This is a genomic window from Microcoleus sp. AT9b-C3, from assembly GCF_036705485.1.
Classification (GTDB): Bacteria; Cyanobacteriota; Cyanobacteriia; order Cyanobacteriales; family Microcoleaceae; genus Microcoleus.
Map to the genome: position 1 here is coordinate 1 of NZ_JAUBUR010000052.1, position 24,403 is coordinate 24,403.

At 44.2% G+C, this 24,403-nt stretch carries 30 protein-coding genes and 2 pseudogenes; 14 read left to right on the top strand and 18 right to left on the bottom strand.

The features are described 5' to 3' along the window. From QUB77_RS28645 to QUB77_RS28665, 5 genes and pseudogenes are all read right to left on the bottom strand, one after another. Positions 1-221: pseudogene (locus QUB77_RS28645) on the bottom strand (NADP-dependent oxidoreductase); the annotation flags it as partial. A gap of 106 nt (positions 222-327) precedes the next feature. Beyond that, entirely contained in the window at positions 328-1,311 is a 984-nt protein-coding gene (locus tag QUB77_RS28650; protein ID WP_333180769.1) for an aldo/keto reductase, read from the bottom strand. Positions 1,312-1,328: 17 nt separating this feature from the next. Continuing rightward, a complete protein-coding gene (locus QUB77_RS28655; protein WP_445251790.1) occupies positions 1,329-1,457 on the bottom strand; it encodes a hypothetical protein in 129 nt (42 codons plus the stop codon). Positions 1,458-1,484: 27 nt separating this feature from the next. Next, a complete protein-coding gene (locus QUB77_RS28660) occupies positions 1,485-1,916 on the bottom strand; it encodes a pyridoxamine 5'-phosphate oxidase family protein (RefSeq protein WP_333180770.1) in 432 nt (143 codons plus the stop codon). Positions 1,917-2,092: 176 nt separating this feature from the next. Next, on the bottom strand, positions 2,093-2,365 hold the full coding sequence (locus QUB77_RS28665) for an EamA family transporter (protein ID WP_333180774.1): 273 nt from the start codon (positions 2,363-2,365) through the stop codon (positions 2,093-2,095). 231 nt (positions 2,366-2,596) lie between these two features. On the opposite strand from QUB77_RS28665, the gene QUB77_RS28670 reads away from it, so the two are divergent. The 3 genes from QUB77_RS28670 (at position 2,597) to QUB77_RS28680 (ending at position 4,639) form a co-directional block, all read left to right on the top strand. Continuing rightward, positions 2,597-2,938 carry a hypothetical protein gene (locus tag QUB77_RS28670; protein ID WP_333180771.1) on the top strand — a complete coding sequence of 114 codons (342 nt, stop codon included), beginning with the start codon at positions 2,597-2,599 and terminating at the stop codon, positions 2,936-2,938. A 284-nt stretch (positions 2,939-3,222) separates the two neighbouring features. Beyond that, the gene (locus QUB77_RS28675; protein ID WP_333180772.1) at positions 3,223-4,020 is read left to right on the top strand and encodes a PEP-CTERM sorting domain-containing protein; all 798 of its coding nucleotides are present in this window, start codon (positions 3,223-3,225) and stop codon (positions 4,018-4,020) included. Between the two features lie 319 nt (positions 4,021-4,339). Then, positions 4,340-4,639 (top strand): hypothetical protein, encoded by a 300-nt coding sequence (locus QUB77_RS28680; RefSeq protein WP_333296219.1) that lies wholly within the window; start codon positions 4,340-4,342, stop codon positions 4,637-4,639. Positions 4,640-5,534: 895 nt separating this feature from the next. Here the strand turns inward: QUB77_RS28680 and QUB77_RS28685 are convergent. The 9 genes and pseudogenes from QUB77_RS28685 to QUB77_RS28725 all read right to left on the bottom strand — a co-directional run bounded on the left by QUB77_RS28685 (position 5,535) and on the right by QUB77_RS28725 (position 10,238). Beyond that, positions 5,535-5,747 (bottom strand): hypothetical protein, encoded by a 213-nt coding sequence (locus QUB77_RS28685; RefSeq protein WP_333180503.1) that lies wholly within the window; start codon positions 5,745-5,747, stop codon positions 5,535-5,537. 99 nt (positions 5,748-5,846) lie between these two features. After that, positions 5,847-6,356: a type IV pilin-like G/H family protein gene (locus QUB77_RS28690; RefSeq protein ID WP_333180504.1), complete on the bottom strand. Its 510-nt coding sequence runs from the start codon at positions 6,354-6,356 to the stop codon at positions 5,847-5,849. Positions 6,357-6,769: 413 nt separating this feature from the next. Further along, positions 6,770-7,114, bottom strand: coding sequence for a hypothetical protein (locus tag QUB77_RS28695; protein ID WP_333180505.1), 345 nt, complete (start codon positions 7,112-7,114; stop codon positions 6,770-6,772). Between the two features lie 87 nt (positions 7,115-7,201). After that, positions 7,202-7,600, bottom strand: a complete 399-nt coding sequence (locus tag QUB77_RS28700; RefSeq protein WP_333180506.1) for a hypothetical protein — start codon at positions 7,598-7,600, stop codon at positions 7,202-7,204. Further along, positions 7,601-7,834: a hypothetical protein gene (locus tag QUB77_RS28705; RefSeq protein WP_333180507.1), complete on the bottom strand. Its 234-nt coding sequence runs from the start codon at positions 7,832-7,834 to the stop codon at positions 7,601-7,603. Positions 7,835-8,352: 518 nt separating this feature from the next. Continuing rightward, positions 8,353-8,661, bottom strand: a complete 309-nt coding sequence (locus QUB77_RS28710) for a hypothetical protein (RefSeq protein WP_333180508.1) — start codon at positions 8,659-8,661, stop codon at positions 8,353-8,355. A 130-nt stretch (positions 8,662-8,791) separates the two neighbouring features. Beyond that, positions 8,792-9,175 (bottom strand): annotated as a pseudogene (locus QUB77_RS28715) (siphovirus Gp157 family protein); the annotation flags it as partial. 27 nt (positions 9,176-9,202) lie between these two features. Beyond that, entirely contained in the window at positions 9,203-9,379 is a 177-nt protein-coding gene (locus QUB77_RS28720) for a hypothetical protein (protein ID WP_333103594.1), read from the bottom strand. A gap of 523 nt (positions 9,380-9,902) precedes the next feature. After that, the gene (locus tag QUB77_RS28725) at positions 9,903-10,238 is read right to left on the bottom strand and encodes a DUF3846 domain-containing protein (protein ID WP_333180509.1); all 336 of its coding nucleotides are present in this window, start codon (positions 10,236-10,238) and stop codon (positions 9,903-9,905) included. A 93-nt stretch (positions 10,239-10,331) separates the two neighbouring features. On the opposite strand from QUB77_RS28725, the gene QUB77_RS28730 reads away from it, so the two are divergent. The 6 genes from QUB77_RS28730 (at position 10,332) to QUB77_RS28755 (ending at position 16,301) form a co-directional block, all read left to right on the top strand. Then, positions 10,332-10,979: a DNA phosphorothioation-associated putative methyltransferase gene (locus QUB77_RS28730; protein WP_333180510.1), complete on the top strand. Its 648-nt coding sequence runs from the start codon at positions 10,332-10,334 to the stop codon at positions 10,977-10,979. Positions 10,980-11,021: 42 nt separating this feature from the next. Further along, complete coding sequence (locus QUB77_RS28735) at positions 11,022-12,758, top strand: hypothetical protein (RefSeq protein ID WP_333180511.1); 1,737 nt, start codon at positions 11,022-11,024, stop codon at positions 12,756-12,758. Then, positions 12,751-13,263, top strand: a complete 513-nt coding sequence (locus tag QUB77_RS28740) for a hypothetical protein (protein ID WP_333180512.1) — start codon at positions 12,751-12,753, stop codon at positions 13,261-13,263. Before QUB77_RS28735 ends, QUB77_RS28740 begins: the two co-directional genes overlap by 8 nt. Before the next feature lie 43 nt (positions 13,264-13,306). After that, entirely contained in the window at positions 13,307-14,104 is a 798-nt protein-coding gene (locus QUB77_RS28745; protein WP_333180513.1) for a mobilization protein MobD-like protein, read from the top strand. Between the two features lie 594 nt (positions 14,105-14,698). Next, positions 14,699-15,820 carry a DUF6753 family protein gene (locus QUB77_RS28750; protein ID WP_333180514.1) on the top strand — a complete coding sequence of 374 codons (1,122 nt, stop codon included), beginning with the start codon at positions 14,699-14,701 and terminating at the stop codon, positions 15,818-15,820. Between the two features lie 58 nt (positions 15,821-15,878). Further along, positions 15,879-16,301, top strand: a complete 423-nt coding sequence (locus QUB77_RS28755; RefSeq protein ID WP_333180515.1) for a hypothetical protein — start codon at positions 15,879-15,881, stop codon at positions 16,299-16,301. On the opposite strand, the gene QUB77_RS28760 is transcribed toward QUB77_RS28755, so the two are convergent. After that, on the bottom strand, positions 16,243-17,331 hold the full coding sequence (locus QUB77_RS28760; RefSeq protein WP_333180516.1) for a hypothetical protein: 1,089 nt from the start codon (positions 17,329-17,331) through the stop codon (positions 16,243-16,245). The two genes, QUB77_RS28755 and QUB77_RS28760, sit on opposite strands and share 59 nt — an antisense overlap. Before the next feature lie 171 nt (positions 17,332-17,502). Here QUB77_RS28760 and QUB77_RS28765 point away from each other — a divergent pair, with 171 nt between their 5' ends. Next, positions 17,503-17,778, top strand: coding sequence for a hypothetical protein (locus tag QUB77_RS28765; protein ID WP_015179741.1), 276 nt, complete (start codon positions 17,503-17,505; stop codon positions 17,776-17,778). Positions 17,779-17,817: 39 nt separating this feature from the next. Beyond that, a complete protein-coding gene (locus tag QUB77_RS28770; protein WP_333180517.1) occupies positions 17,818-18,438 on the top strand; it encodes a Uma2 family endonuclease in 621 nt (206 codons plus the stop codon). A 242-nt stretch (positions 18,439-18,680) separates the two neighbouring features. On the opposite strand, the gene QUB77_RS28775 is transcribed toward QUB77_RS28770, so the two are convergent. The 3 genes from QUB77_RS28775 to QUB77_RS28785 form a co-directional block, all read right to left on the bottom strand. Continuing rightward, entirely contained in the window at positions 18,681-19,202 is a 522-nt protein-coding gene (locus QUB77_RS28775; protein WP_333180518.1) for a hypothetical protein, read from the bottom strand. A gap of 694 nt (positions 19,203-19,896) precedes the next feature. Continuing rightward, entirely contained in the window at positions 19,897-20,256 is a 360-nt protein-coding gene (locus QUB77_RS28780; RefSeq protein WP_015179737.1) for a hypothetical protein, read from the bottom strand. Between the two features lie 283 nt (positions 20,257-20,539). Continuing rightward, complete coding sequence (locus tag QUB77_RS28785) at positions 20,540-21,271, bottom strand: hypothetical protein (protein ID WP_333180519.1); 732 nt, start codon at positions 21,269-21,271, stop codon at positions 20,540-20,542. Between the two features lie 162 nt (positions 21,272-21,433). Between QUB77_RS28785 and QUB77_RS28790 the strand changes: the two genes are divergently transcribed. From QUB77_RS28790 to QUB77_RS28800, 3 genes are all read left to right on the top strand, one after another. Further along, positions 21,434-23,122 carry an ATP-binding protein gene (locus QUB77_RS28790; protein WP_333180520.1) on the top strand — a complete coding sequence of 563 codons (1,689 nt, stop codon included), beginning with the start codon at positions 21,434-21,436 and terminating at the stop codon, positions 23,120-23,122. A 514-nt stretch (positions 23,123-23,636) separates the two neighbouring features. Further along, positions 23,637-24,053: an element excision factor XisH family protein gene (locus QUB77_RS28795; RefSeq protein WP_333180521.1), complete on the top strand. Its 417-nt coding sequence runs from the start codon at positions 23,637-23,639 to the stop codon at positions 24,051-24,053. Next, on the top strand, positions 24,041-24,376 hold the full coding sequence (locus QUB77_RS28800) for a XisI protein (RefSeq protein ID WP_333180522.1): 336 nt from the start codon (positions 24,041-24,043) through the stop codon (positions 24,374-24,376). The genes QUB77_RS28795 and QUB77_RS28800 overlap by 13 nt, the downstream gene beginning before the upstream one ends. Positions 24,377-24,403 lie beyond the last annotated feature (27 nt).

Consider the following 24,403-nt stretch of genomic DNA (forward strand, 5'->3'; position numbering starts at 1 on the left):
CCTTCGAGTGCTTTTCCTAACGCGAAGGATGGAACATAGGATTTCCCCTCGTTCATGCGACCGCGCATATATGGATCGACTGACATATAGAGATTGCGAACGAGCACTTGCCCATCTTGAAGTGGCTCTAGTTTGGTCTCGGCGATCGCAAAGTTATCTGCGGTAGGAATCCCCTTGGGGCGAGAGATTAGCCGAATCTCGCGGCTTACGATCTCTGTCATAATTTTCTCCTTATTGGGTAGATTTTCAGAACTCGATTGACTTAAGTTTTAGCGGTTGTTTTTATTTACTAAAGGCATGGATGCCAAACATCACTCGCGCCAAATCCTAACGATTGACCGTACTCATATCGGGGTAGCGATCGCCCACTGCAATGCCTAATGGCAGCGCTTTGGCGATTTGCTCTAGTTCTGCTGGAGTCAGCGTTACAGCAGCAGCCGCAATGTTTTCTTCTAAATAGGTGCGGCGTTTCGTGCCTGGAATTGGCACAATGTCTTCGCCTTGGGTTAAGACCCATGCCAGCGCCAACTGTCCGGCTTTGATGCCCTTAGTGGCTGCCATCTGCTCTATCTGCTCGACTAATTCCAGATTTTGCTGGAGATTATCGCCTTGAAAGCGAGGATATCGCTCGGCCCGATAGTCTCCCTCAGATAATGTGTCGAGGCTCTTGATTTTGCCTGTGAGAAACCCGCGCCCCAGAGGGCTATAAGGCACAAACCCAATCCCTAGCTCTCGGCAGGTGGGCAAAATCTCGGCTTCTGGCTCCCGGCTCCACAGCGAATATTCAGTCTGGAGTGCGGAAATAGGATGCACTGCCATTGCACGGCGGATCGTGGCGCTCGCCGCTTCGGAAAGCCCAAGGTAGCGAACTTTCCCGGCTTGGACGAGCTTCGCCATTGCGCCTACGGTTTCTTCGATAGGAGTGTTTGGATCGACTCGGTGCTGATAGTAAAGATCGATCGTATCTACGCCCAGACGCTTGAGACTGGCATCACAGCAAGAGCGGACATATTCGGGTTTCCCATTCACGCCCTTAAAGCTGCCGTCGCTACCGCGTACATTGCCAAACTTCGTGGCAATAATGACTCGATCTCGACATTCTTTAATCGCTTTGCCGACCAACTCTTCATTGTGACCGACACCATACATATCAGCCGTGTCGAGCAATGTCACGCCTAACTCTAAGGCGCGATGAATAGTGGCGATCGATTCTGACTCATCGGTTGTCCCGTAGAACTCGGACATCCCCATACAGCCCAGTCCTAACTCTGAAACTACTAATCCTTGATTGCCGAGTTTTCGCTGTTTCATGATGTTTTCCTATTAGTCTAAAGTTCTTGACGTGTCGGACGGAGGATGATTTTATTCACATCAACATTACCGGGCTGCTCAATTGCAAAGGCGATCGCACGGCCAATGGCATCTACATCAATGGCGATCGCATAAAGTTCATTCATGCTAGAACGTTTGAGGTATCTCGGTTCTTACCGACTGCTGGCTCCATCAGTCGTGCGCCCGCTCGTTTCACTCGGGTCGATGCGGTAGATTGCGATCGCTTCTGAACGTCCCTGAGCATCAATCCAAGTTCGATTGATAGCAGGTGACAGCGTGGGATTGCGTTCTTCGATCGAATGCATTGCCCGGTCGATGTCTTCCTGAACTGTGAGGCGGGAGGCTCGACCATTCACGATCGCGCTGCGCCAATGAAGCGCATCATTTATTTCTTCAACCTGTAGACCAATTTCGGGATTTGCGTCTATGTCATGAGTCTTCATGCCTTCGGTTGTAAATAGGTAAATGTCCGAATCTTCGAGATAATAATTCATTGGCATCACGTAGGGTTTGCCTTCGTGTATGCAGCCTAGATGACCGTATCCTACTTGGTGTAGCAGCTCCTGTATTTCTTGTGAACTCATTTCATCAATATCCAACATTACTATTTTCTTAAAAATTCTGTTGATTGGTAGTATTGAACAGAAATAATCCCGGTTTTACATCTGTCGTTAGATGGAGTCGATATGTGAAAGTCAATGCTTGGAGTCAATAGCCTGTTGAGAAAACGAGCGCCTCACAAATCTTCTGCCCGCTTAATTTATGCTTTTTTACCCGCAGCTACGCTAGCAACAACCAAACAGACCGTGACTAGGGCGATCGACTCCAGAGTTTCACCAAGCAAAATTGCCGAAGCCAGAATCGTCAAAAATGATTGCAACAACTGAATTTGACCTACCTGTGCAACTCCACCCATTGCCATACCATGATACCAGGCAAAAAATGCGATAAATTGACTAAAAATACTCACATAAGCAAAACCCAACCATGCGCTCGGTGAAGCTATCAACCCTTGTTTTTTAACAACAAAAATTGTGGGTAAAACCTAGAAAGAATCGAGAATCACCAAGGCCTCACCAATAACTTGCTACCCACCTAAAACCTTAGCTAATCACCCACTTTCAGCATAGCCAAAAGCAGCAGCAATTATCGAACCCAATAGCGCTAAATCTGCGAGCTGAAGCTGTCGGGCACCGCTAATAATTCCAAAAAAGACAACCGTTGTACTACCGACAATGCTAGCAATCCAAAAAGTGAAGTCACGGTGATTGCCACCAACACCCCCATTTGCGAGAAACTAAACCCAGACCAAAACCTCAACACCCTCGCCATGCCCAAAATCCATGAGTGCGATCGCTGCCAACTCTACGCCCGCAACCCACACCTCGTCTGTGCCGTGCATCCGACTGGCCCCGACACCGACACTTGCATTGACTTTCGAGCAGACCCTAACACCGCATCAGAGGAATTGTGGGAACCCGAAGGGGCAAGCTACTACAACGGCGAACTTATCTTGCAACCTCCGCAGCGGTGGACTTGGGAACAGCAGCTAGAACTTTTTTTTGGACACGCACCCTTTGTTTACTGGCCGGTGTCCCCAATGTGAGCTCCCATTCCCCCAATATGAAACGCCGCCTGTTCATTGGGATTGTTCGGAGTGCGGGTGGAGGGACGATTCGGTTTGAGGCGATGGTTCTGTTTTGGTAATGACGATCGTTACTTGCTTTCTAGAGCATTTATGCAGCTAACTTTCTGGTAAAGATTGAAAAGATTGAATAAGTTGAATAAAGAATTATGGTTTTTTAAGCAAGCTAGCTAGTATTTAGGTAGCTTGATTACTGAATGGGCTCTCCCGTTAATTTGTTTACCATACAAAGTAATTTAATCTTCATGAAAAATCACTACCACAAAGTTGCAGTTGCTTCGGTTTGTACGGCTCTAGGTTTTGTCCTGGGCACCGAAGAAGCTTATTCAGCTACATTTAGCAATTACTACCCTTACCCTCTAATCACTTTTCAAGTCATAGATGGCGACTCTTTTGGTAGCTTTGACGGACTGGGAGATAGGGTGACTGATCTGGCTTATCCTAATGTGGACAGCGGTAATCTTCATAGTTGGTATGAGGTGGAGAAAACAACTGCTAGGGAAATAGCAGCGTTGACTGAATTCTCTATCCCTGGTTTAACCTGGACCAGCACTGGTTACCGTACTGATACCAGAATTACCAGCATTACCCGTGCAATTCTTCGGGTTGAGCTTTTGAGTGCGCCAACCGCTGATTCTGGGAGCGAACCTCGCGATCTGGGTATCTTCGGCTATGTAGGAAACGGAACAGCCGAAGCATCAGATTTTGAGGCGGGAGTATTTTTAGATTCTACAGATATCTCAGAATATGGAAGGCAGTATGCTTACTTTAACGTGACTCCATTTGTTAGTGAATTAGTTAGCAACAACAATGAATTTGCTGGGTTTGCGCTGCGTTCCTTGAAGCAGAATTCCATCATTCTGAATACTAATTATGGTAAAGTCCCACCCACACTGATAGTTAACGGAGAGTTTGAGATAGTTGAATCCGAGCCTGTGCCTGAACCCACCGCAATCTTCGGTTCAGCTATAGCCCTGGGCTTGGGAGGATGGCTGAAACGAAAGAAATCAAGTCAGCCGCATAAAACAACGCCACAAGGTTAATCTACGCTTTGACAAAATAGTTTAAATCTCAACTTATCAGTTACAATCGCCAGTTCGACCGACACCACGAAGTTTTATATGTTGCTGGCATTGGTAACGAAGTTGTGCAGAGGAACTAATGAATCCATAGGATTGATTTTTTAGGGCAACTTCAGGATAGCAAGCTAAAAAAACCCACGGGTCGCCGGGACTGTGTCCGATCGCCAAGCGAGTTTCTGCTGCTGTGTACTTTGTGTACTCTCACTTGGCGATCGCTCTCCAACTGAGTCAAGCGTGAAATGATGGTGAGGTAGGCACTAAGAAATATGGAATGCAGAGAATGACTGACTTGCCGCTCGAACAAATCAATTTACTAGACACGGACTACGCCGACATCCTAGCCAGGAGCAGCCATCCATCATTTGAACTACAACTGGTCAGGTTTGGAGTGGATGCAGCAGAAGCCCGCATCAAAACCAATTTCCTAACCCTGGTGCGCCAAAAACCTAAGACTCCCGAACAATGGGCTACTTTAACCGAAGCATGGAAAGTAGCTTGCGAGTATGAGCCCACCGTTGAAGATTTTCGCTTATGGGCAAAATTTCTGTGGGAGAATCAAGACAGCGTTGAAGTTGATTAGCTGCTGATAATTTTGAATTGAATTTACTTAACAGAGCGATCGCCATATTTTGAAAAGATGAGCTTTTACCGCTATGCCTAAACCAAAGAGGTATCCCGACAATTGGCAAGAGATTGCGCTTTCGGTGAAAGAAAACGCGGGGTGGCGTTGTGCAAAGTGCCATCAACAATGCCTCCGACCCGGTAAACTCCGACCCGGTAAACAAAGCGGCTTAACCAAATCTGAACGATGTGCCTTGACTTTGGCGGTGCACCATCGCAATCGGATACCGGAGGACAACCGCCCTGAAAACTTAATCGCCCTGTGTACCGCGTGTCACCTGTCCTACCACAACCGTGGTCAGTCCAACGTATCGCCAGGGCAATTATCCTTGTTCCCCGATGATGGTATTGACTGGGATATTATGGAGTGCTCTCTGGAATCGCTATGAAACAATGTATCCGATCCGAATCCGCTGACATCCGCTTACTTTAAAGGTAACTTTACAGTTTTCCAGTGCTCAGTGTGCGCCGTTGAAGAGGAAATTTCGTATTTTTGTTTAAGTATCTTCCCGTGCAGTAACTTCGTCCGCCTGCCATGATTCTAGGAGCCACTTCTTGGCTAATTCCCATAGTTCTTGAGAGTCTTCTGATTCCTGATTCGGAGCCAAGTCAGTTACTTAATATGTTTCAATGTTTACGGGAGTTTCTGTTTGGCATGGCTGTTTCAAAATCTCTCATTTCCACTGGCTTAAGTCAGGCACGATAACCAAAAAATCATCCAATTGGCTGTTAATCCAAGCATCGCGTTTGCGGAGCAAAATCAAGAATTTCCCAACGATCTCGCCCCTCATCCACAAAAAACAAAACTCGCCCAGGAGCGGGTGTTGCTGGGCTGTTTCGAGAACGGCAGACCACTACTCTAGGTGCTGGTCAACTAAAGCAATGAGTTTAGCGATCGCTTCCTGTTCTTCTAGAAATAGTTCTTTGAGCTGGCGCATCTGTTCTTGATTTGGGGGTCTATGTACCAAATCATCAACGAACTCTAGCAAAGGGGACTTTCTAAAAGGTCGGGTCAAGGCAGCTTCATCTCGCAAGCGCTTGGTTCGCTCCAGCTTAGAGCGTTGCAATCGGTTTTTACTCGATGGCGGAAAGTTAGGCGCTCGATGAGATGAGCTAGGTAGGGAGTGTTTTTATGCAGGTAAAGCTTTTTGTAGTGAGTGCCTCAGCTATCTTGAGTATGTACCTGTAGCACAAGCAATATTACCATTTTGATAGGTCGGTTCTGGCGGTTTAATTGTGCCGACAGAATCATTTTTGCACACTATAGATTTGGTCGTTATCTTACTTTTAGATGTATTGGATTTAACTTTTGTAGCAGGACTTACAAACACAGCGCCGACAAAGCTTCTATAGTTTCTTTGCTTTGAGATTGCATAATTAAAGGTTGCCTGTTTTGTGACTAAAAAGGAATATGTGTAATTTTTGGGATCAGCATTAATGTCAACTTTTAGAGGCTTAAGTGAAGTGCTAAAAACACTTTCTTTGGCAAAATAGGCTTCCTGGCGTTTGTTGTAGGCTCTAACATACTCTTGGGCCATTCCTTCCCTTACGTACCTAACTCTACCCATAAATGCTGTTACAACTACCCAACCAAAATATCCAATCACCATCCAAACCAATAAATTTCCCACATATTTAGATAAAAAAGTAGCTAATTTAGAATTTTTTTGCCTCATTGTTTTGTATCCTGTGTTTCTGCTGTAAGGACTTTAGTTTGGTTGCACAAGTTCAGTAATGCGATAGACTATTGAGAAATGAAGCAGAGAGCGCCTCTTACATTGCACTTTTAGCCATTATCGGGCGGGGGAAGTGGCGGTAGGGTTTTGTAGGGCTTGATTCTGGGTTGTGGTAATTCGACTCATCATTAAGAAATTGTGCCATGATTCTACCAAACCCATAAGGCCAAAAACGCTCATGGACAAGAAAAACTTGAGATCCCAAATATTACAACTCGTCAACCGCACTACTGACCCGAATATACTGGCGTACTAGGGAAAGATTAGCGATCGTTGATCGTTTGTTTACCTGGACTCACCGCATCTCCGTGAATAGCTGATGCGACCCCGTTGCTAAATCGGTTTTGGAAATATTAGCCATTCAGGAAAGCTTGGACATCCAATAAACTGAGTTGTCCCACACTTGTACTTAAGGCTTTACATCTTCGGTTCGGCTTTGATAACGCATTACGGCACCCCAGATAGGTTTCTGCCGGCCATCCCGTGTTGATAAAATGGGGAATCTTGGCAACTTCTTGGAGCCCTGTTTGGTAGGGAGTGTATTTCCTAAACCCAAAGGGATACCGCTCCCTAGATACCCATTTCTTTGCTGCTTTGCCCTCTATTGCTTTTCCCACTAGCAAGCATTGATCTTCGTACTCTAGGAGAGCATTGGCAATGCTATAAATTGCTTTATCCCTCCAAGTCAATCGCTTCATGGGCCAACTCCGCGTTTGCTACACTATGGGTGTTTTGTACCCATGCCGGGGCTGTAATATTAATACTTTTTCCCCGGCATAGATAATTTAATTTTTTTCTAATTTCTGCTGTTGCTTCTTAGCTTCTGAGATTCTAAGCTTCAGGGTGTCTAATGCCCTTATCGCTGTGCAATTACCCCGATTAGCTAATTGGATATATTGCTGTATCAATTCTTCGGTGATTTGTTGGTCTAGCCACTGCACCAATTCTGCGGTTGCGAGGCGCGCTTGGGGATTGGTGTTGCCGAACATCTCGAACATTCCCAAACGCTGCATTTGCTCTAAGGTCATACTTTCCACCGCTTTTACGGCTTCTTCAAACTCTTGGGCGGTCAACTGGGACGGCTCATAGGGATGCTGCTGTAACAGGAAATAATCGATTTCTTTGTACGCGCCGACATACATTTTATGGCGAACAGTGTCGCATAAAATAGCGTGTTCGGGCAATTAATCATCAGAGCCTAAGTTGTAAGATTCTAAGTGGATTGCGAGAGTTATGTGTTCTATCAGAGGTGCATACACGGCGTAGTAACTAAACGTAGCCATTGCTCTGCCATTACTCCATGTGGCTTTGCTTCCTTGATAGTACATGGCAAAGTATTGGCTGTTGCTGACTCCCACCATCTCCGGTAACGTGGGTGGCATGGGTACGGGTAATTCAATAAAGTGCGTTCCTATCATTATTGTGGCTCCTGGTTTAGTTCAACAGAAAGAAAACAGCCTTTAGATGGGTGGGGCAAGCTTTTAACCCCCTTAATTACTCGTGCATTCAAAACTCCGTCTGCTTCACCTAACAACTCAAACGAGTTAAAAAAAACTTGGATGATGGCTTCGCTTTTATGATGCTTTAAGGTGTAGCCTCGTTCGTGATGGGAAGGGTTACAGCATTTCACAAAACAAGCCGTTCTGAGGAATTAGTGAATGTTTCTTGTCATTTTTCTGCGGTCTGTTATTTAAATAGAATGAGAGCGCGGGTTTCTTGGTTTTTCCCGTAGTCTGGGCCTACCTGCTTTCTCAACGCTTCAAACTCATCAAATAACTCACTCCGAACGTACTTGGTGTTGTTTCTAGAGCTTAGTTTGTAATAGGCGTGTTGCCATTCTGCAAAGGGATTCAATGATGCGCTGCTGTGCAGCAACCAATCGCAGTTGTTGGGAGCATCTCACTTTTGCAGCCAAGCTAGAAATTGGATTTAGGAGTCAGGAGTCAGGAGCCAGGAGAAAAGAGTCAGAAGGAAGAAGGAAGGAGTCAGAAGAAGTGTTTTTACAAATATGAGATGCTCCCCAGTTGTTGAGGTGCTTGAACCCCCACTTTTCATCAGTCCATTCGGTGTTCGCATTATCCTTGCTATGCCAGCAAAGATACACCGCACCTGGGAATCCTTTTAGTAGCACTATTTCGTACAAATTCCCAGCTTCTGTGTAACGGTAGCAACTTTCTTCGTTGATGCACTCTCCGCCTTCATCTAAACCCATTTGAGTACAATCTAACCCTAAAGTGCAGTGCATTGTGTACCTCTAACTTACTATTTTTTCTACACTAGCGACAGCTATCTTATTAAAATTACTTGTTTTTATGTTAACATTCCGCCGGAAATAGTCCTTGGTAAAAAGTGATTATTGGCTGCTTAATGGCAATCTATAGAACGTTCAAATGAGTTTCGCGTTCTCCGAATTGTGCAACTTTATGAGCTTCGATATCTCCCGCTTCCAAGGCTGGTCGGATGGCTGAATTATCAGGCGATACTTCAATGCGTTGAAACTGGGGAGGAAGTTGATTTACTTCACAAGGGAGTTTGAGGGGTAAAACTCCGCCATTGTTGCTGATAGTTAAGGGGAAGCGGTGCAGGCTTAGTTTCTTGACATTCTGAGATTCGAGACACTTTTTGAGCTGCGGTTTCATCCAATCCACTCGTTTGCTATCGGTAGCTGCGAGTTTACTCAGGCGTTCTGCTTCAGATTTTTGTTGTTTACTCAGGGCATGGCGGTTGGTAATGGCAGCGCCGTAGTTATCAACTTTGGAAAGCCATTGCTCGTAGGTACTACCCCGTTAGTCTAAGAGTTGTTGCACCGCTACTTCTAATTCGGGTGTGATTTCTTCACCTTCGATGTTGTCGATTAGTTCATCCAAGTCCTCCAGTTCTACAGTGAGTAAATGCAATGACTTAGTGCGCCCTCGGTGAGCCTCACAGCGACTGGAAATCAGAGCACGTTGGTCTGGGTTCATGTGTTGCCATGCTTGCTTGCTGCACAATTGAGTCGGTTTCAGGAGTTTCGGGGGTGTCGTATTGTGCTTTTAGTTGAGCTTTGAGGGCGGTCAGTGCTTCTATTCCCTGCTCTGAGGTTGCTAGTAATTGAGCGCAAATAACATCCAATAAGGACGTATTGGGCGTATTAGGCGTAGATTCACTCGATGTGACTCTTGAGATGCGGGTAATTGTGTCTTCTTTCTGGGCATGTGTCGCAATTGTTCTAATTGTGATTTACACCCATTGCGCTCGCCATTTTATTTTAGTTATTTTAGTTATTAATTTTATCAATTATTAGCTATTACAGTACTTCGGACAGTTTTTGAATGAGAGCCTGAAAGTGCCATTCTACCGTTTGTATCCGAGTTTGAGAAAGCCTGAAACCCTCATTCTACCGTTAGCGATTGAAAACTGTCCGAAGTGTTGCTATTAGTAAGACGCTATTATTATAAGATTTTAAATAAGGAAGTTGCCCCAAGCGCAAACTTGAGGCATGATAGATTAGAGCCTGCTCGCAATAATCAGATTTGTCGCGACTAATTGAAACTGAGCTTCGGTCAACCCTATTGTTTCACCATCATCCGTACAGGCAGCAGCAATCACTTGACCGCAAAGTGCAATACTGCGGCGGGTAATGCAGGTTAAGGGCAATTCCTTGTATAAGAATTCCTCATCACAGATTAGGTCTATCGCGGGCTCTGGAAATTGATTCCGGACATATTCTATGAACGCAGGTTCACCTTCAATGCCCACTCGGTTTTGCAAATCTGCAAGTTCCAACTTTTCTTCTACTTCCAGCCGGTGAATTCCTGTTGAATTAATCAAAGCGTAGAGCATAGCTTACTCCCTATTTTTTACACCCTAGCGGTAGCCCTTTACTTTAAATTGTTTGTATATTTAAAATTACTCTTGATATTAAGTTGATTTAGTATGACACCAACTCAACTAGACGAGAGAACAATACCGAGACACAAAGCCACTCTCAAGCGCAATGAATTGAGCTTACCTAGGGCTGCTAATATTGATGGGGGGATACTCCAACACCACCACACGCACTTGGATTATGGATGTGGTCGTGGGGATGATGTCCGCTTCCTCCAAGCAATGGGTTTTCGCTCCCGGGGTTACGACCCTTACTATTTTCCCCGAATCAAAAAAGTGGCTGATATTGTCACCCTGATTTATGTCCTCAGCACGATTGAAATTCCCGCGGTTCGGTGTGAAGTGCTCATCTCTGCTTACCACCTAACCCGCCAAACTCTGATAGTGAGCGCTATCACGGGGCGATCAACTAATCATGCGAGCCTTGCTTATAACGATGGCGTAATTACCAAGTGGGGTACATTCGAGAAGTGCTACTCCCACACCGAACTCAAACACTTTATTGAAGATACTTTGGGCGTACCTGCTCGGTATCTCACTCACAATACCTACACCGTTTCTCATAACTCTAAAGCTCTTTCCCTGATAATCTACCCAAGATTTTTTCCTTGCAAGGCAGCCTGTACCCCGCCATTTGGAGGGGGCTATTTTAATTATGCCAAACCACCGGATTTGGTGAGGTCAGACTTAAACTGAAGCCAATACTATTATTTTATAACGTAATAAAAGCCAGTGTTTATGAAGAAAAAACCATCAATACCAGATGCAATTCTGGCTATAGATTTTGGCGGCTTATCTACTAGAGTTTTCTGCCAAAGCTCGCAAGCAGGCAGTAAAGCGAACTCCTTTGTAATGGAATCGCAGGTGGGGCCAGTGAGCCAAGACATAGCCAATTGTTTCACACAACCCAACCTCGCATCAGCATCTCCCGAAAATATTGCTTGGGTGGCAATTGGTAATGAATGCCGAGCCGTTGGCTACCTAGCAGCAGCGCAATTTAATGCTCACATCGGTTTGGCAGGACTGAAGTACAGTAGCGCTTTGTACAAAGCTCTAGCAGCTTTGTGGGTAGTGTCGCGGAAGTTAGATTTAGGCAGTCAATTTAGCGCTGCGATCTCCGTTTTCTTGCCCCCAGGCGAATTTAATGACTCCAAGCAATTTTTTGAGCTATTAAGTCAATACTCTGCTTCATTTGAAACACCCACCGGCAAGCTCTCCGTCACGCTGGACAAAACCCAAGCTTTGCAAGAAGGTGGCGGCATTGCTTTGATCCACAACAGTAATTTAGGTTCAGCCTTCAAGCAGCGGGTAACTGCCTTTGTTATGGTAGGATTTCGCAATGCTTCGGTAATAGTTTCGGCACGCGGTGCTGTGGGTAAGGGCAAAACTTCAGACTTAGGAATGGTAAGGTTGGTGGATCTAGTTCAAGAGCGAACCTCTAACTACGATGCTTCCCGTTTGGCTTTATCAATCGCTCAAGCGGGCGTAAGCTACAACCGCCCTTACTTTTACCGAATTGCTCGGAATCGAGAGGATGCAGCGAAAGATCGAGAAGTTGACCAATTGATTGAAGCAGTCAAGCTGTCTCGCTTCGACTACGCTCGAATGCTATCTCATTGGATTAATGAAGTGCTGCCGCCCGATTTAGATGAAATTGTATTTTGCGGGGGTACTTCTGAATATATGAAGCCAGAACTGCGAAATCAGTTTTCTCATTATTCGCTGTCTTGGCACGCAGGTATAACAGTGCCAAAAACGCTCGATCCTGATGGTTTAGGTTGCCGCATAGCTGATGTTTACGGACTATTTTCTTACTTCAAATCTCAGTTTGAGGTACCGAGGCCAAGGTCTGTTGCGGCAACTTCTCAGAGGGCAGAAGATACAACTTCCACTTCAGGAGATGCTCCAGTCCCTCCGACTGATATACAGAGTGTTAAAGAATGTGCTGAAAAATCTACCCAGCCAAAATCTGAACAATCTACTCACCAAAAATCTGAACAATCTACCAAGCCAAAATCCGAGGAACCTACTCACCCAAAATCTGAAGACTCAACTCACCCAAAATCCGAGCAACCTACTAAATTAAAATTTGAGCAATTTACTCACGCTAAATCCGAGCAATCTACTGAACAAAAAATTGAGGAATCTACTGAACAAAAGACTGAAGATATTACGGGACAAAAATTTGAGGAACCCGCTGAACAAAAATTTGAGGAACCCGCTGAACAAAAATTTGAGGAACCCACCGAAGAAAACCCTGAAAATATTACTGAACAAAACACTGAACAATGTGCTAAACAAAAGGCTGATTTAAGTATCAAAGATAGCTGCTTAGATGATTCTAATAAATTGAGTGATGAGTCGTCGTCGAATACAGAACCTTCATTAGAGGAATCAGAAGCAAACTTAGATGCAGCTCTCTTATTGGGAGGACCCTACCGAGGTGCTGGAAAGAAGGTGAGGAATTATGCCTAGAAAACGTTACAAGGAATTTTGCTGGCGCTGTCAAGTTTTGCCAGATTCCGAAGACGCTATCTTGCTATCTTACCTGCAAAATCATCCTTTTTTTAGCTTCAAAGAAACGATTTTACCTCTAATCAAAGCGCGGTGGCTGCTAGCATCATTACGCAATAGCGGTAGTCATTCTAGTACAGAGTTAGAGTATTTGAGGCGAGAAAGCATTAATTTTTTGCTCAGGCAGATAGATGAAGTTTGCCGAGATGTGGGATTTAACTGTACCGAATTGGGAGCAATTGCCCCTGGTATTTCTTCGGGTTTAATTCCTTTAGCTACTTTTTCTCACTTGTCGAATCCAGGTGCATCTATTGCTACGGAATTAACTGCCCCTGAGAGTTCAAATCCAGCAAGTTGGCCCGAAGAAAAAGAACCAGAGCAATTTTCGGGAGAAGTTGAGTTTGAAAACAGCGCATTTAACTTAGCTGGTTTCGATCCGGCAATGGTCGGACCGAGCTTTAGTTAAAAATTATTAAGTCTTAAATAGACATCCAGCAAGGAGGAATGAAATGACTAACATGATTCACTTGGTTGACGGCGAGAAAGGTGGCGTTGGCAAGTCGATGCTAACTCGGATTCTGGTTGAATTCAATCAGAAGTATGAACTGCTGTACACGTTAATTGATGGTGATTTTCAAAATCCTGACGTGCAGCAGCGCTATCCTGAACACAATGCAAAAATCGTAGCTTTAGTTGAAGATGAAGAGAAGTTTTTCGATATCGATATTATTTTTGAAACAGCAGTAGAAACTCCTGTGATTGTCAATTTACCAGCTCGGGTTTACAGCATTATCAACAAATGGATTGACGAAGCTAATTTAACCTCTCCTGATTTTAAAGAGCAGTCAGGAGTTGATGTATGCAAGTGGTTCATTTGCGGTGGCACGACGGACAGCATTGAGATGTTTATTGACTCTTTCAACTACTTTGAAGGTCAGCTAAATCACATTTTTGTCCGCAATTTTGGCGTTTGCAAAGATTGGTCGCACGTACAAAACCATAAGGAAATGAACAAGCTCATTAATAATTACCGAATTCCGGTGGTAGATTTGCCGGCGCTGAGTGCAAGAGAACGCAAGTTTATTGATACGAAGCGATTGTCCTTTTCTCAAGCAATGAAACACTCTGAATTCTTCTTGATCAGTCAGCAGCGATTGCATACTTTTCTGGAAGACTGTTTCCGTCTGATAGAAGATGTAGGTTTGTTTAACAACGTGCCCAATCGCAATAAAAAAGAAGTCATCGCGGCCTATGAACAAAAAAAAAATGAGGAAATGCAAATAGAAAATGAGCAACAAAATAAGTAACAAAATAATCAACAGGTGGTAAAGTCTCAGGAGGCTGTAATTTGTAAAAAAGGTATCGTAAGCTTTTAAGGATTTAAATTAAGGCTTACGCACACACTCTACTGATAGGGTGTGCCGAAACCAGCCCGCTGGCTGAGTGCAATCAACGCAGTTGTGTTATCCCAGGCGTTGGTTCTTAGCAATAAATGTTGCTTATTTCGTTTAAATTCTGAAAATAAGAAGATTGCTCGATCGCCCGCTAAGAGATTTCGAGGGTTTCAAGAACTTCTTCACCACTGGGCCAGCGGGCTGGGTGTGCCGAAACGCATCTTACTACTACAGGTAGTGTCTAAACCGGTAATTTACGTCCTGGACTGTAAATTTTACAACAGTCAATGTGTAATGAACTCGTTATGGGAGGGACAAAATGTGAATTCAGACAATAAAAGAATACGCTTGGGTTAGCGCTTTCAGACGGATTTCATTTCACTAACTTTGGGGATAGAGAGACTTATGAAAGGAAGTCAGATTGTTCTTATCCCAAGCTTATTACACTATAGAATGCGCGATGCAGAACAGCATAAAGATTTGGATTTGGATTAGGTAGGAGGTTAAATGTCCGAGCGACTTTTAGAAGAACTTTCCGAAGTTGACTCTCAAGAGTTTGGCGAGATATTGGAAACGCCAAAGGAAGAGGGCAGACTTAATAATGCCAAAAATAACTCCATACAATCCGCTGAAAATTCGCAAAGTTTGCCCGATTCTCCAGATACAGTCACAGAAAATGCAGTAGAAGAAAAGTTGAAATCAGATGGGAGTAAGCTAAATGAAGAGGAGTTTTGGGAACTCATAGACGATGATTCGAGGGAAAGAGAAGCTCTGAACCGAGATCCTTTATCTGCCCCTCCCATGTACGAGAGAGATACTGAGTCACTAATCAGCCAGGTACTCAAGAGCAAAGACTCCAAATTTCGCTCTCACGTCATTCAGACAGCTTACCGATACGGTCTCAATAAAAATGACCCACTTTTTATCGTATTGCTGGCGACAGGTCAACTCGAACTACTGTTAGAAAAAAAACCGCAAGAGATTGACCAGTTTTTCAAGAATTGGCAATCTCAATGGCAAGGTGATTTGAAAGATTCTCAAGCTGTCATCTCTCAAGAATTGGAACAAGTTCGCCAGTTTACTGAAAATTGGGAAAAAGAAAGCAGGGAGTTTTTAGAACGGCAGGGTAAAGCGGCTGTTAAGGTGCAACATCGCCACATTTCCAACTCAGTTTACACCCTAGTGCGACAAGCAGCTTTAGAGAAAGTTGCTCACGATATTTGGTCGGTGATTTTTGGGAGCGGGGTGGTGTTAGGGGCAATGGCGATCGGCGCTTTTATCGGGTTAGCTGTGCCCCGGTTCATTCCACCGCCTGAACTCGACCCAAAAGGGCCGCGCCAGCTCACTTTAGAACAAGCCGTAGCGCTCGAATGGGGGCTGAGCAAAGAGGGTCAGTTTGCTCGCAAGAACGCGGATACAATTCAGTGGGCAACAAGCAATGAAGGGAAATATGCTCGCCAACTTATGAGCTGGAATCAAGCTTTGTTGAGCGAAAAAGGTGACAAAAAATTGTGTGAAACTGAGATAAATCGATTGGGGGTGACGCTGACAGTAGAGGGTAAACCTGCACAAAAAGGATTTTGTACTTTGTGGATTCGCTCCCCTCAAGAACGAAAGTTTGTTCCTTGATGGCAAATACTAAAATCGAGAATGGGATGTAAATAAGTTAGCTTACCCGGAGAAATCTATGATGGCCAATTTGAACAATCAGCCGTTATCTGACCAAAATCCGAAGCAAGTGCAGTCGCAAATATCGGGTGTTTTAGTTGCACTAAACGACCCATTCGATGAGATGGTTTGGGATTACTGTTTGAGTCAAACATACCCAATATCGGAACAGATTAAGATTGTACTGAGTGCTTTCTGGGGACCGTTTGCTGCCAAAAATGCTAGCAAGTCTCCTGAGCGAGTGCGAGCAATAGCTTGTTATTCACTGCAACAATTAGCAGCTCAACAAAAATTGATTGACTCAGTGTTTGAACTGTCAAGTGAATCAACTAAAATTTCCGAAGTTATTGCTGTTCCCAAAAGGAAAAATAGTTGCAAGGTACTCAATCAAGCTTGTGTTTGTTCTCAATCTGTTCTAAATACTGCAATTCGGTGGGAGTAAGAGCCGTTGTTCTTTCTAACAAGTTCAGAATTTCGACTTCAAACGGATCTAGATTTCCTAATTTGTGAAGTCGGTCAGTGCGATCGCAAATTTCTTGAAGTCCGGGTTGATTGTCTAGCGGTACAGCAGTGAGAGCCGAGTGCTTGAAGGTGTATGACTGCATAGTAACGGTGGGGATGTGTCGCATCCACACAGTGGCGGTTTTCTCGCCCACTGACTGAATGCGGCCTAACCTGCCGTTAACATCTTCGCGATCGGGCGCATACACTTCTACTAAGGAACCAATTTTGAGCGTCAGGTGATGAGCGATGGTAGGTTCACCTTCAGGCTTTACTTTTTGGTCGCGCCCCTGTAAAGTTTTGGCAACCTTAGCCGGACGGCTGCGAGCATCAATCGCCAAAGCGATGACCTGCTTTTTGGTCATCCCCGCAGAGCGATTCAGTATTTTCCACTTCATATCCTCTCCTCCAATAGAACTCAGGGTGTCTACTGCTTTAGCAAACTGAGCGTCTCTGCGAATTGTTTTTGGGGATGCCTTGAACTGTGCCCCCAACTTTGTCTCTGTTTTCAAGTGGTCAAAATGACCACTTGATTTTCTGTCTCCGCCGCGGGACTGTTTGGTGAGTTCGTACCAAGTGCCGCGCAAATAGCTGACTGACTCAGACGTGAGATTGCGGCGGCCCAGTTGATTGAGGAGCATCCAAACTTTGACGGTGTTAGGGCTGTCGAAAGACATCTCTACAGTTTGGTAGGGGATGCCGTGCGCCGTACAAATAGCATAGCGGTTGTGACCGTCGATGAGAATTTTTTCCTCAGCCCAAACCACCAAAGGGTCCCGACACCCTTTCTCTTGAATGCTGGCTTCTAAGGTAGCAAACTCGCTCGCACTCAAAGGAGGGATGAGCGTTTGGAAATCTGGGTGAATCCGCAGGGAGTCTGCAACAGTGTGGTGGTGCTTTCGGGTTGAGCCTCGCAAAACTACTAAAGGTTGACGCTGCTCGCTGCCCGGTGTCTCCTGAGTTGGGTGCATTTCCTAGTGCCTCCTGAGATAAGTCAACCCCTGACTTGCCAGCCCCAAAGCCCGACACCAGATTGAAGAAGTTGACTCGTATAGGTTGATTCCATATTACCTATAGTACCACGGAAATTTGCTCGTAATGTGGGATAATAAAGAAAAAAGTCGAAAGGATAATGTTGCAAAATGCCCCCAAGCAAAGGAACGCAGCTCCACCCCAACTCTCTAGCTAATTTAAAGTTAGGCGGAGGCGAACCTCGATATGAGGAGCCAAAAAAGCAAAGGAACATTCAGGTAACATCTGCGGGGTGGGAAGGTTTTCGCGCTATTGCTAGAGAGCGCGGATTGAGTTTGAGCGAGTTGATCGAACAGATTGGCAGGCGCAAGATTACTTTGACTGACGCCGAGGAACAAAGTCGCAAACAACCCACAGCCAATCTTTCAGGTATGGCGAGGCTTTGAATAAAGACGTACATTGCCGTCGGATGAGGAATAAACACAATGGTTCAATCACCTCCAAAACTTATAACTGTTGATGAATTTATTACAAACTACGGCGACAGCGATTGCTACGAACTGATTGATGGTGAATTAACCGAAATGGAACCAACAGGGCCGCACGAACAAGTATCCGGTTTTCTGGGACGAAAACTGAATGTAGAAATTGACCGCCTGGATCTACCCTACCTTATCCCCCCTCGCTGTCTCATCAAACTATTAGGAACAGCAACAGCCTTTCGCCCCGATGTGCTTGTATTAGACCAAACTCGACTAATTAATGAACCTTTGTGGCAACAAGAACCTGTAATTACATCAGGTTCCTCAATTAAACTGATTGCTGAAGTCGTTAGCACTAACTGGCAGAACGATTACGCCCGCAAAGTTGAAGATTACGCCATACTAGGAGTGCCTGAGTATTGGATTGTTGACTATTTGGGCATTGGTGGCAGAGAATATATTGGCAAACCCAAACAGCCAACAGTTACAATTTGTACGCTGCGAGAAGACGAGTATCAAAAACAGTTGTTTCAAAATGACGATCGGCTTATTTCATCAATCTTTCCCGACTTGCAATTAACCGCACAAAAAATCTTCGCTGCCGGCAGATATGCTGCTATGTAGCTTATATCTAGGTAACGTCGGTAGGATGGAGGAAATTCGTGCGCTCACAATTGAACGGGGATTGAGTCTTAACGAGTTGAGCGAACAGATTGGCAAGGGTCTGATTCCCCTTGGCGCTGAAGAAAGTAACTAATAGCTTGGTCAGGAAAAGGAGGGTGCATTCAAAAAAACTTTCTATCAAATCGTTACCATAAGTTGTTTTGAAATAAAAGACTAATTGGCTTGTTGATTCCCCGAGCGTGCTAACTAACTCTCAAAATTTGCTCAATTAGGGAGACAACTTGCTGCGGTCGATGCTCAAAATGCTTCTTGATTTGAAATTTTAACGAATCTGCTGGCACATCTTTTTTGTTGAGTTTAAGGCGAATATGCTCAATTCGTGGGAGAGTGGAATTGAGCGCTCGAATAACGGTGCGGTATTGTCGAAGAGTCAGGCTATCGACTTGAATGAAGGGTAGATTTAATGTGTCGGTATCGAGTCCAATATTAGAAGCAAATTCGAGTTTAACTTGTAATGAAGAGGTGAGGCGCTGTTCTTCTGTGGGTTCTGGAGTTGCTGCAGATTCGGCACCAGCAGGAAAGGAAGCAATTTCATTGAGAAGAGGCACAAAATCGGGGGCAAGTTCTGCTGATAGTTTTTCAGAAGGATTCATTCGCTTCGATGCTAACAGCGTAGCGATATAGTGAAGAATTAAGCCACCATAACCAAAAATTACCACAATTTCAATTGTGAGGGTGAGAAAATGCTGAATATGTTCGTACATGATTATAATTTGCAAGTGGAACATCTCTCAAACGCGCTCGCGTTTAATACAGCGTATCCCCGGTTTATGAAATGCAGCTTTAGACACGGCATTGCCTTGTCCCTACGGGGATTAATCTATCTGGGGTATACTTCATAAACTTGCAATATGCTGTATCAAACAATAGTTCGGACAGTTTTTATATAGCCCAATGGCTTATTCTCGCTTGACTTTGAGCCACTGTGGATAATTAAATCAATGTCAGCTCTACCCCTGACTTGCATTTAATTCGAGTTTATTTATGATCCTTGCCCTGTAAAGCTTGTAGTCTCGTTCCAAAAACTGTTTGGAGTATTGTCAAAGCCTTTTAACAAAAACAGTCATTTAATTTATTGCCAAACGGTTTTACGCTGACTTATTGAGCAACCTACATTCTCGGATAAAACCAGTTAACCATAACTTACGCTTTGTAACTGTGTTGCAAAGCTTTGAGATTATTTGCCTTACTTGCGGAACCTTTGCTACGCTCGATGGTAAACTCCATCAAGGGTTCAGAATGACATAATGAAGTTATTACTCCCTAAGTGCTATTAACTAAATCCTTGTGAGAATGCGATCGCAAATATCGCAAACGGAACCGATGCGGTGGGTGGGCGGGCAAAACAAATCCTGCTTGGAGCAGGATTTTATCCCCTTTATCGGGGGTCGTCATTGATTATTTGACAAAATCATCAATCTCTTCATTATCGTCAGTTGCCTTTTTCTTGTGAGAAGCTTTGACTGCAGATTCGATATAACGGAAGTGCAAGTCAATCACTGCTTGCTCAGATGAAAGCCAGTAAACGTTGCTCAAGATTTCTTCAAGCATCTCGTCAGCCGAGTAGCCTTCATATTGCTTGTTAAACCAAGTATTGAACGCTTCCCAGTCAAGAGCTTTACCTTTCTGCAACTGTCGTTGTTTGGCACGTCCCGTTAACTCGCGGGCAACGTGCAAAAACATCTCGAAGCGCTGTTCTTCAAGAGTTTCTGCAAATTGCTTTTGCATCGGAGTTGGAGCGGATTTGCGATTAGCCATGATTAACCCTCAAGCGTGTTTTTTTTCACAACTAAAGCGACGGCAGTCTGCTAATTACAATTAATTCAAAAAATTTAGTGGGTGGGTGAGTGGGTAAAATTAAATTCACAACCAAGGTCAAAGTTTCCTTGATTGTGAATTTGTTGGGTCTGCTTCCCAGAGCGTCCTGATTCGGACGGTGGCGACAATCATTACCCAGCATCGCAATTCGTGGAAAAGGCCTCGATAGAGGCAAAAAAATGCTCTGCTTTTTCAGCAGAGCTTTCTAATCAAACTTTAGCAATTATTCGTCGTCTTCCTCAAATTCTTCCTCTTCGTCTAAACTAAAATCATCCTCCTCATCGTCATCATCCTCCTCCTCATCCTCATCGCCTTCCTCGTCTTCGTCATCCTCATCAATTTCATCGAGTATGTCATCAATTTCATCATCTTCATCATCGAGATCGTGATCATCATCGAGTTCTTCAGTATCTTCTTCTGAGGATTTAGCTAACTCGTTGCGACGCTTTAAGCTTTGAGCATTGAACTCCATTAAATCGGCAATGGCAGCTTGCGGGTTGTCAGCAATTGTATCGTAAAGTTGGCTCATCGCTAAGGCAACAACTTCGACACCATACTTGAGTTCCTCGGGTCGGCCAACTAGCTTGGGAAACACAGTATTGTTCCACTCTTGCCAGTCGAACTTTTTACTATTGCCATTACCATTGCGCTTATTCAACTGAGCTTGAATATCCAATCCCAGTTTTTCGCGAATTGCGTGGCCCACCTTTGTCGAAATACGGCTATCGCGACGCTGAATTGTCACGCCGTACTTCTTATGAATTGTATTGCGAATCTGTTTGACTAGCTCGCCAGCAAGTTGCTCGGAGCTGAGGTTAGGTTGAGGTTTTGATTTGGCTCCATTGTTACTGCCGACAGTTTGACTGTTCTGTTTTTCAGGTGGCTTAGATTTAGCAGGCACTGGTGACTGAGAGCGAGTGGGAGTGGCTGCGGTTTGCTTTTTACTTGTGACCATGATTGACAATTTAACTTGCATAACATCAATTAATGAGTGCCGTTAGGCACAATTACCCCCTCCAGTAGAGGGGGAGTATTTCGCTCATTAGCAGGAAGCTAAATTTTAATTATGTTAGTTAAATTTTTATGTTAAACATCCTCTCTTTAGTTGTATAAATTCATGAAAATTTTCACTACAGGGTCTAATTTAAGAGCCACTCAAACTCCCATAGTTGCCCTTGAATATTACAGTGCCGATCGCCAAAAAATCTTGTCATCATTTCATCAGTACGCCAGTGAGTGTTGTTTACCTGTTTATTATTGGAATCCCGGCTATGCAACTCTTCAACTGGTGCGGTGTTTGGATAAACATCTCCCGAAATTAGGTGGTCATTCAGACTTGACAAGCGTTTCAGATATTTCGGAAACGTATAACAGTGAATGCGTCCTATGCAAAACTGAGCTATCTGTCGAGAGTGATGTCCTGCAATTTCTGCTGGAAAATGACTGCCCCGGTATCTTTTTGTTAGAGGACATTTTGGAGTCAGACAGTACCGAACAGCCTCTTGTCCGCCGTTATTCTCAATTAGCTAACGCATTCTTTGACTTGAAAGGGCGTTGGGCCGAGCAATATTGGGTACTGCTGGGCGAGTACATCCAACTGCCATCAAAGCTAAGTCCATTAATTCCTCTACTCAAATGTCCGCTACCCGATCGTTTTGAAGTCGAAGTTCTTGTAAATAACTTTTGCGATCGCAATTGTTCCCTTGATTTTGGTTCAGATCCGGTAGCTGCTAAAACACGGCTGGCTGTTTCTAGTCTAGGGCTGCCAACTGCTGAAATTGAATTGGTGTTAGATCGATCGCTATCTATGACCGCTTCAGTTGTCCAAATCGCAGAGTTGGTATTGGAGCATAAAATATCGCAACTTCGAGACCAGGGGTTGGAGTTCATTGCTTCTCCCGACGTGCCTCATGCTGGCGGTTTAGATTTATTAGACGCTTATTTGAACGAAGTCGTAAAGCTGTCAGAAGCTGATGCCAAGAAATATCACCTCAGACCTCCCAAAGGAATGCTGCTGTGGGGGCCGCCGGGGACGGGCAAAAGTTTGAGTGCAAAGCTAGCTGCTAAGAAGCTAGGTTATGCGCTTTTAGCAGCAAGTTGGGGCAATATTCTAGGTTCCTCTAATCCCGATCGCGCTCTCAACAAAATGCTGGATACAGCAGATAATTTGGGCGGCTGCGTGCTATTTTTTGACGATTTTGACAAGGGTTTTTCTGGCTGGGAATCAAATGCTGATGGCGGTGCAGCTAGGCGGCTGTCGCAGAAATTGCTCACATGGATGCAGGAGCATGAAAGCCCCGTGTTAATGTTAGCTACTGTTAACCGCTTAGAAATGCTGCCGGCTGAACTTATCCGCAGATTTGACGACGGCGGAATCTGGTTTGTGGATTTGCCACACAGCGGCGCTCGCTATGAGATTTTCAATTTGCACTTAGCTAAGTATTTCCCAGAGCAGTTTGGGGAAGGAAAAGAGAACCTTTGGAGCGACAGGCAATGGTATTCGCTACTATCTGATTATGCCGGAGCAACGAGTGCTGAAATTGCGATCGCAGTAAAGCGCTGTGCTGAACGAGCCTATTGTGAAGGGCGACCGGGTAAAATTGAATTGGCCCATTTGCGTTATCAGAGAACTCAGTTTGTGCTATCGTCTGAGCGTTCTTCTGAAGATATCCAGGGGATTCGGAACAAAGCTAGTTATGCTCGTCCCACAGCCAGTTCCGACACTTCCAGGTTTGCGGAGGGCGAACAAGAACTGTTTGAATATAAGCCCCCTACTTACGATTTGAGCGAAGATGACGCTGTTTAATCTAGATGCAGAATTCACTGCTTTCTTAACAGCTAAAAAGAAAAGAAAACGTAATAAGTTGGCATTCGGGAGAGAATGGTATGAGTCAATAGGCTTGGGATAAGACAGTCTAGGAGGCAAAAGCCTGTGAAAAACAGATACTGTGATTGCTTTCATGTATAGATCGCTACGCTCACAGCGAACAATGACAAAAAACGTTAACCAAAGCATATGGGGGTATGAGGGTTATGTCCCAATACGGTTCTGTTAAGAATCTGACTTATAAAAGATACCTGTATTTTTCAAAAAACTGTGAGTTCAAATTCGTTTAAGAGCACTAACTGAACCGTATTGGGTTATATCCTTGATTTTGTCTATGTTTGGAGGGTATTGTCACCTCATCAGTCAAGCGACTTGACGTAACAGCCAGAATTAAAGATAATAAAATTGAGGCGACTTCGGAAATTCAAGCCATGAAAACAAGTTTAATCAACACAGCCCTTTATACTGCTCAGACTTATAACATCAAACGAATATGCCAGCCAAAGATATTTATCACGATCATGTCAAAAAAGCTCTGGAAAAAGACGGCTGGACAATTACAAACGATCCTTTCAAACTAAAATGGGGGTTCCGAGAACTATTTGTAGACTTAGGAGCCACGAAACTTGTAGCTGCCGAAAGAGGTGAACAAAAAATAGCTGTTGAAATTAAAAGTTTCGTGAGTCTTTCCCAAGTGAGCGATTTAGAAACTGCATTAGGGCAGTATATCGTTTACTTGAATATCTTAGAAGAAGTCGAAAATAACCGATTGCTATATTTAGCTATTCGTCAAGCAACCTATCAAGAAATATTTTCAGAAGCCATCGGGGCTCTAGTGATACGCAAAAACTCTCTGCGCTTACTTGTTTTTGACCCTACCAAAGAGGAAATCGTACAATGGATAAATTAGATAATTACCGACAAATCATTGAAAAAGTCTTAAGCGACTATGCAGAAATTCCATATTCATACAACAACCTTGAATCCAAACTCATTATCAGCAAAGACTCCAATGATTATTTACTGCTAACAATAGGCTGGGAAAAAGATGTGCGAAATCATGGCTGCATTGTTCACCTTGAAATTATTAATGGTAAAATCTGGATTCAAAGAGATGGAACAGAAGACGGAATAGCCACTGATTTGTTGGCTGCTGGTGTTCCAAAAAGTGACATTGTACTGGCATTTCACCCCCCGGAAATTAGACAACATACAGATTTTGCGGTCTGTTAAATAAAGCTAAAAAATCACATTCAAACC

What these genes read in the sequence shown, in the direction of transcription:
- QUB77_RS28650 (WP_333180769.1), bottom strand. Translation starts at nt 1,311, where the DNA reads ATGAAACAGCGAAAACTCGGCAATCAAGGATTAGTAGTTTCAGAGTTA.
- QUB77_RS28655 (WP_445251790.1), bottom strand. Translation starts at nt 1,457, where the DNA reads ATGAATGAACTTTATGCGATCGCCATTGATGTAGATGCCATTGGCCGT.
- QUB77_RS28660 (WP_333180770.1), bottom strand. Translation starts at nt 1,916, where the DNA reads ATGAGTTCACAAGAAATACAGGAGCTGCTACACCAAGTAGGATACGGT.
- QUB77_RS28675 (WP_333180772.1), top strand. Translation starts at nt 3,223, where the DNA reads ATGAAAAATCACTACCACAAAGTTGCAGTTGCTTCGGTTTGTACGGCT.
- QUB77_RS28680 (WP_333296219.1), top strand. Translation starts at nt 4,340, where the DNA reads ATGACTGACTTGCCGCTCGAACAAATCAATTTACTAGACACGGACTAC.
- QUB77_RS28690 (WP_333180504.1), bottom strand. Translation starts at nt 6,356, where the DNA reads ATGAGGCAAAAAAATTCTAAATTAGCTACTTTTTTATCTAAATATGTG.
- QUB77_RS28695 (WP_333180505.1), bottom strand. Translation starts at nt 7,114, where the DNA reads ATGAAGCGATTGACTTGGAGGGATAAAGCAATTTATAGCATTGCCAAT.
- QUB77_RS28705 (WP_333180507.1), bottom strand. Translation starts at nt 7,834, where the DNA reads ATGATAGGAACGCACTTTATTGAATTACCCGTACCCATGCCACCCACG.
- QUB77_RS28710 (WP_333180508.1), bottom strand. Translation starts at nt 8,661, where the DNA reads ATGCACTGCACTTTAGGGTTAGATTGTACTCAAATGGGTTTAGATGAA.
- QUB77_RS28720 (WP_333103594.1), bottom strand. Translation starts at nt 9,379, where the DNA reads ATGAACCCAGACCAACGTGCTCTGATTTCCAGTCGCTGTGAGGCTCAC.
- QUB77_RS28725 (WP_333180509.1), bottom strand. Translation starts at nt 10,238, where the DNA reads ATGCTCTACGCTTTGATTAATTCAACAGGAATTCACCGGCTGGAAGTA.
- QUB77_RS28730 (WP_333180510.1), top strand. Translation starts at nt 10,332, where the DNA reads ATGACACCAACTCAACTAGACGAGAGAACAATACCGAGACACAAAGCC.
- QUB77_RS28735 (WP_333180511.1), top strand. Translation starts at nt 11,022, where the DNA reads ATGAAGAAAAAACCATCAATACCAGATGCAATTCTGGCTATAGATTTT.
- QUB77_RS28740 (WP_333180512.1), top strand. Translation starts at nt 12,751, where the DNA reads ATGCCTAGAAAACGTTACAAGGAATTTTGCTGGCGCTGTCAAGTTTTG.
- QUB77_RS28745 (WP_333180513.1), top strand. Translation starts at nt 13,307, where the DNA reads ATGACTAACATGATTCACTTGGTTGACGGCGAGAAAGGTGGCGTTGGC.
- QUB77_RS28750 (WP_333180514.1), top strand. Translation starts at nt 14,699, where the DNA reads ATGTCCGAGCGACTTTTAGAAGAACTTTCCGAAGTTGACTCTCAAGAG.
- QUB77_RS28755 (WP_333180515.1), top strand. Translation starts at nt 15,879, where the DNA reads ATGATGGCCAATTTGAACAATCAGCCGTTATCTGACCAAAATCCGAAG.
- QUB77_RS28760 (WP_333180516.1), bottom strand. Translation starts at nt 17,331, where the DNA reads ATGCACCCAACTCAGGAGACACCGGGCAGCGAGCAGCGTCAACCTTTA.
- QUB77_RS28765 (WP_015179741.1), top strand. Translation starts at nt 17,503, where the DNA reads ATGCCCCCAAGCAAAGGAACGCAGCTCCACCCCAACTCTCTAGCTAAT.
- QUB77_RS28770 (WP_333180517.1), top strand. Translation starts at nt 17,818, where the DNA reads ATGGTTCAATCACCTCCAAAACTTATAACTGTTGATGAATTTATTACA.
- QUB77_RS28775 (WP_333180518.1), bottom strand. Translation starts at nt 19,202, where the DNA reads ATGTACGAACATATTCAGCATTTTCTCACCCTCACAATTGAAATTGTG.
- QUB77_RS28780 (WP_015179737.1), bottom strand. Translation starts at nt 20,256, where the DNA reads ATGGCTAATCGCAAATCCGCTCCAACTCCGATGCAAAAGCAATTTGCA.
- QUB77_RS28785 (WP_333180519.1), bottom strand. Translation starts at nt 21,271, where the DNA reads ATGGTCACAAGTAAAAAGCAAACCGCAGCCACTCCCACTCGCTCTCAG.
- QUB77_RS28790 (WP_333180520.1), top strand. Translation starts at nt 21,434, where the DNA reads ATGAAAATTTTCACTACAGGGTCTAATTTAAGAGCCACTCAAACTCCC.
- QUB77_RS28795 (WP_333180521.1), top strand. Translation starts at nt 23,637, where the DNA reads ATGCCAGCCAAAGATATTTATCACGATCATGTCAAAAAAGCTCTGGAA.
- QUB77_RS28800 (WP_333180522.1), top strand. Translation starts at nt 24,041, where the DNA reads ATGGATAAATTAGATAATTACCGACAAATCATTGAAAAAGTCTTAAGC.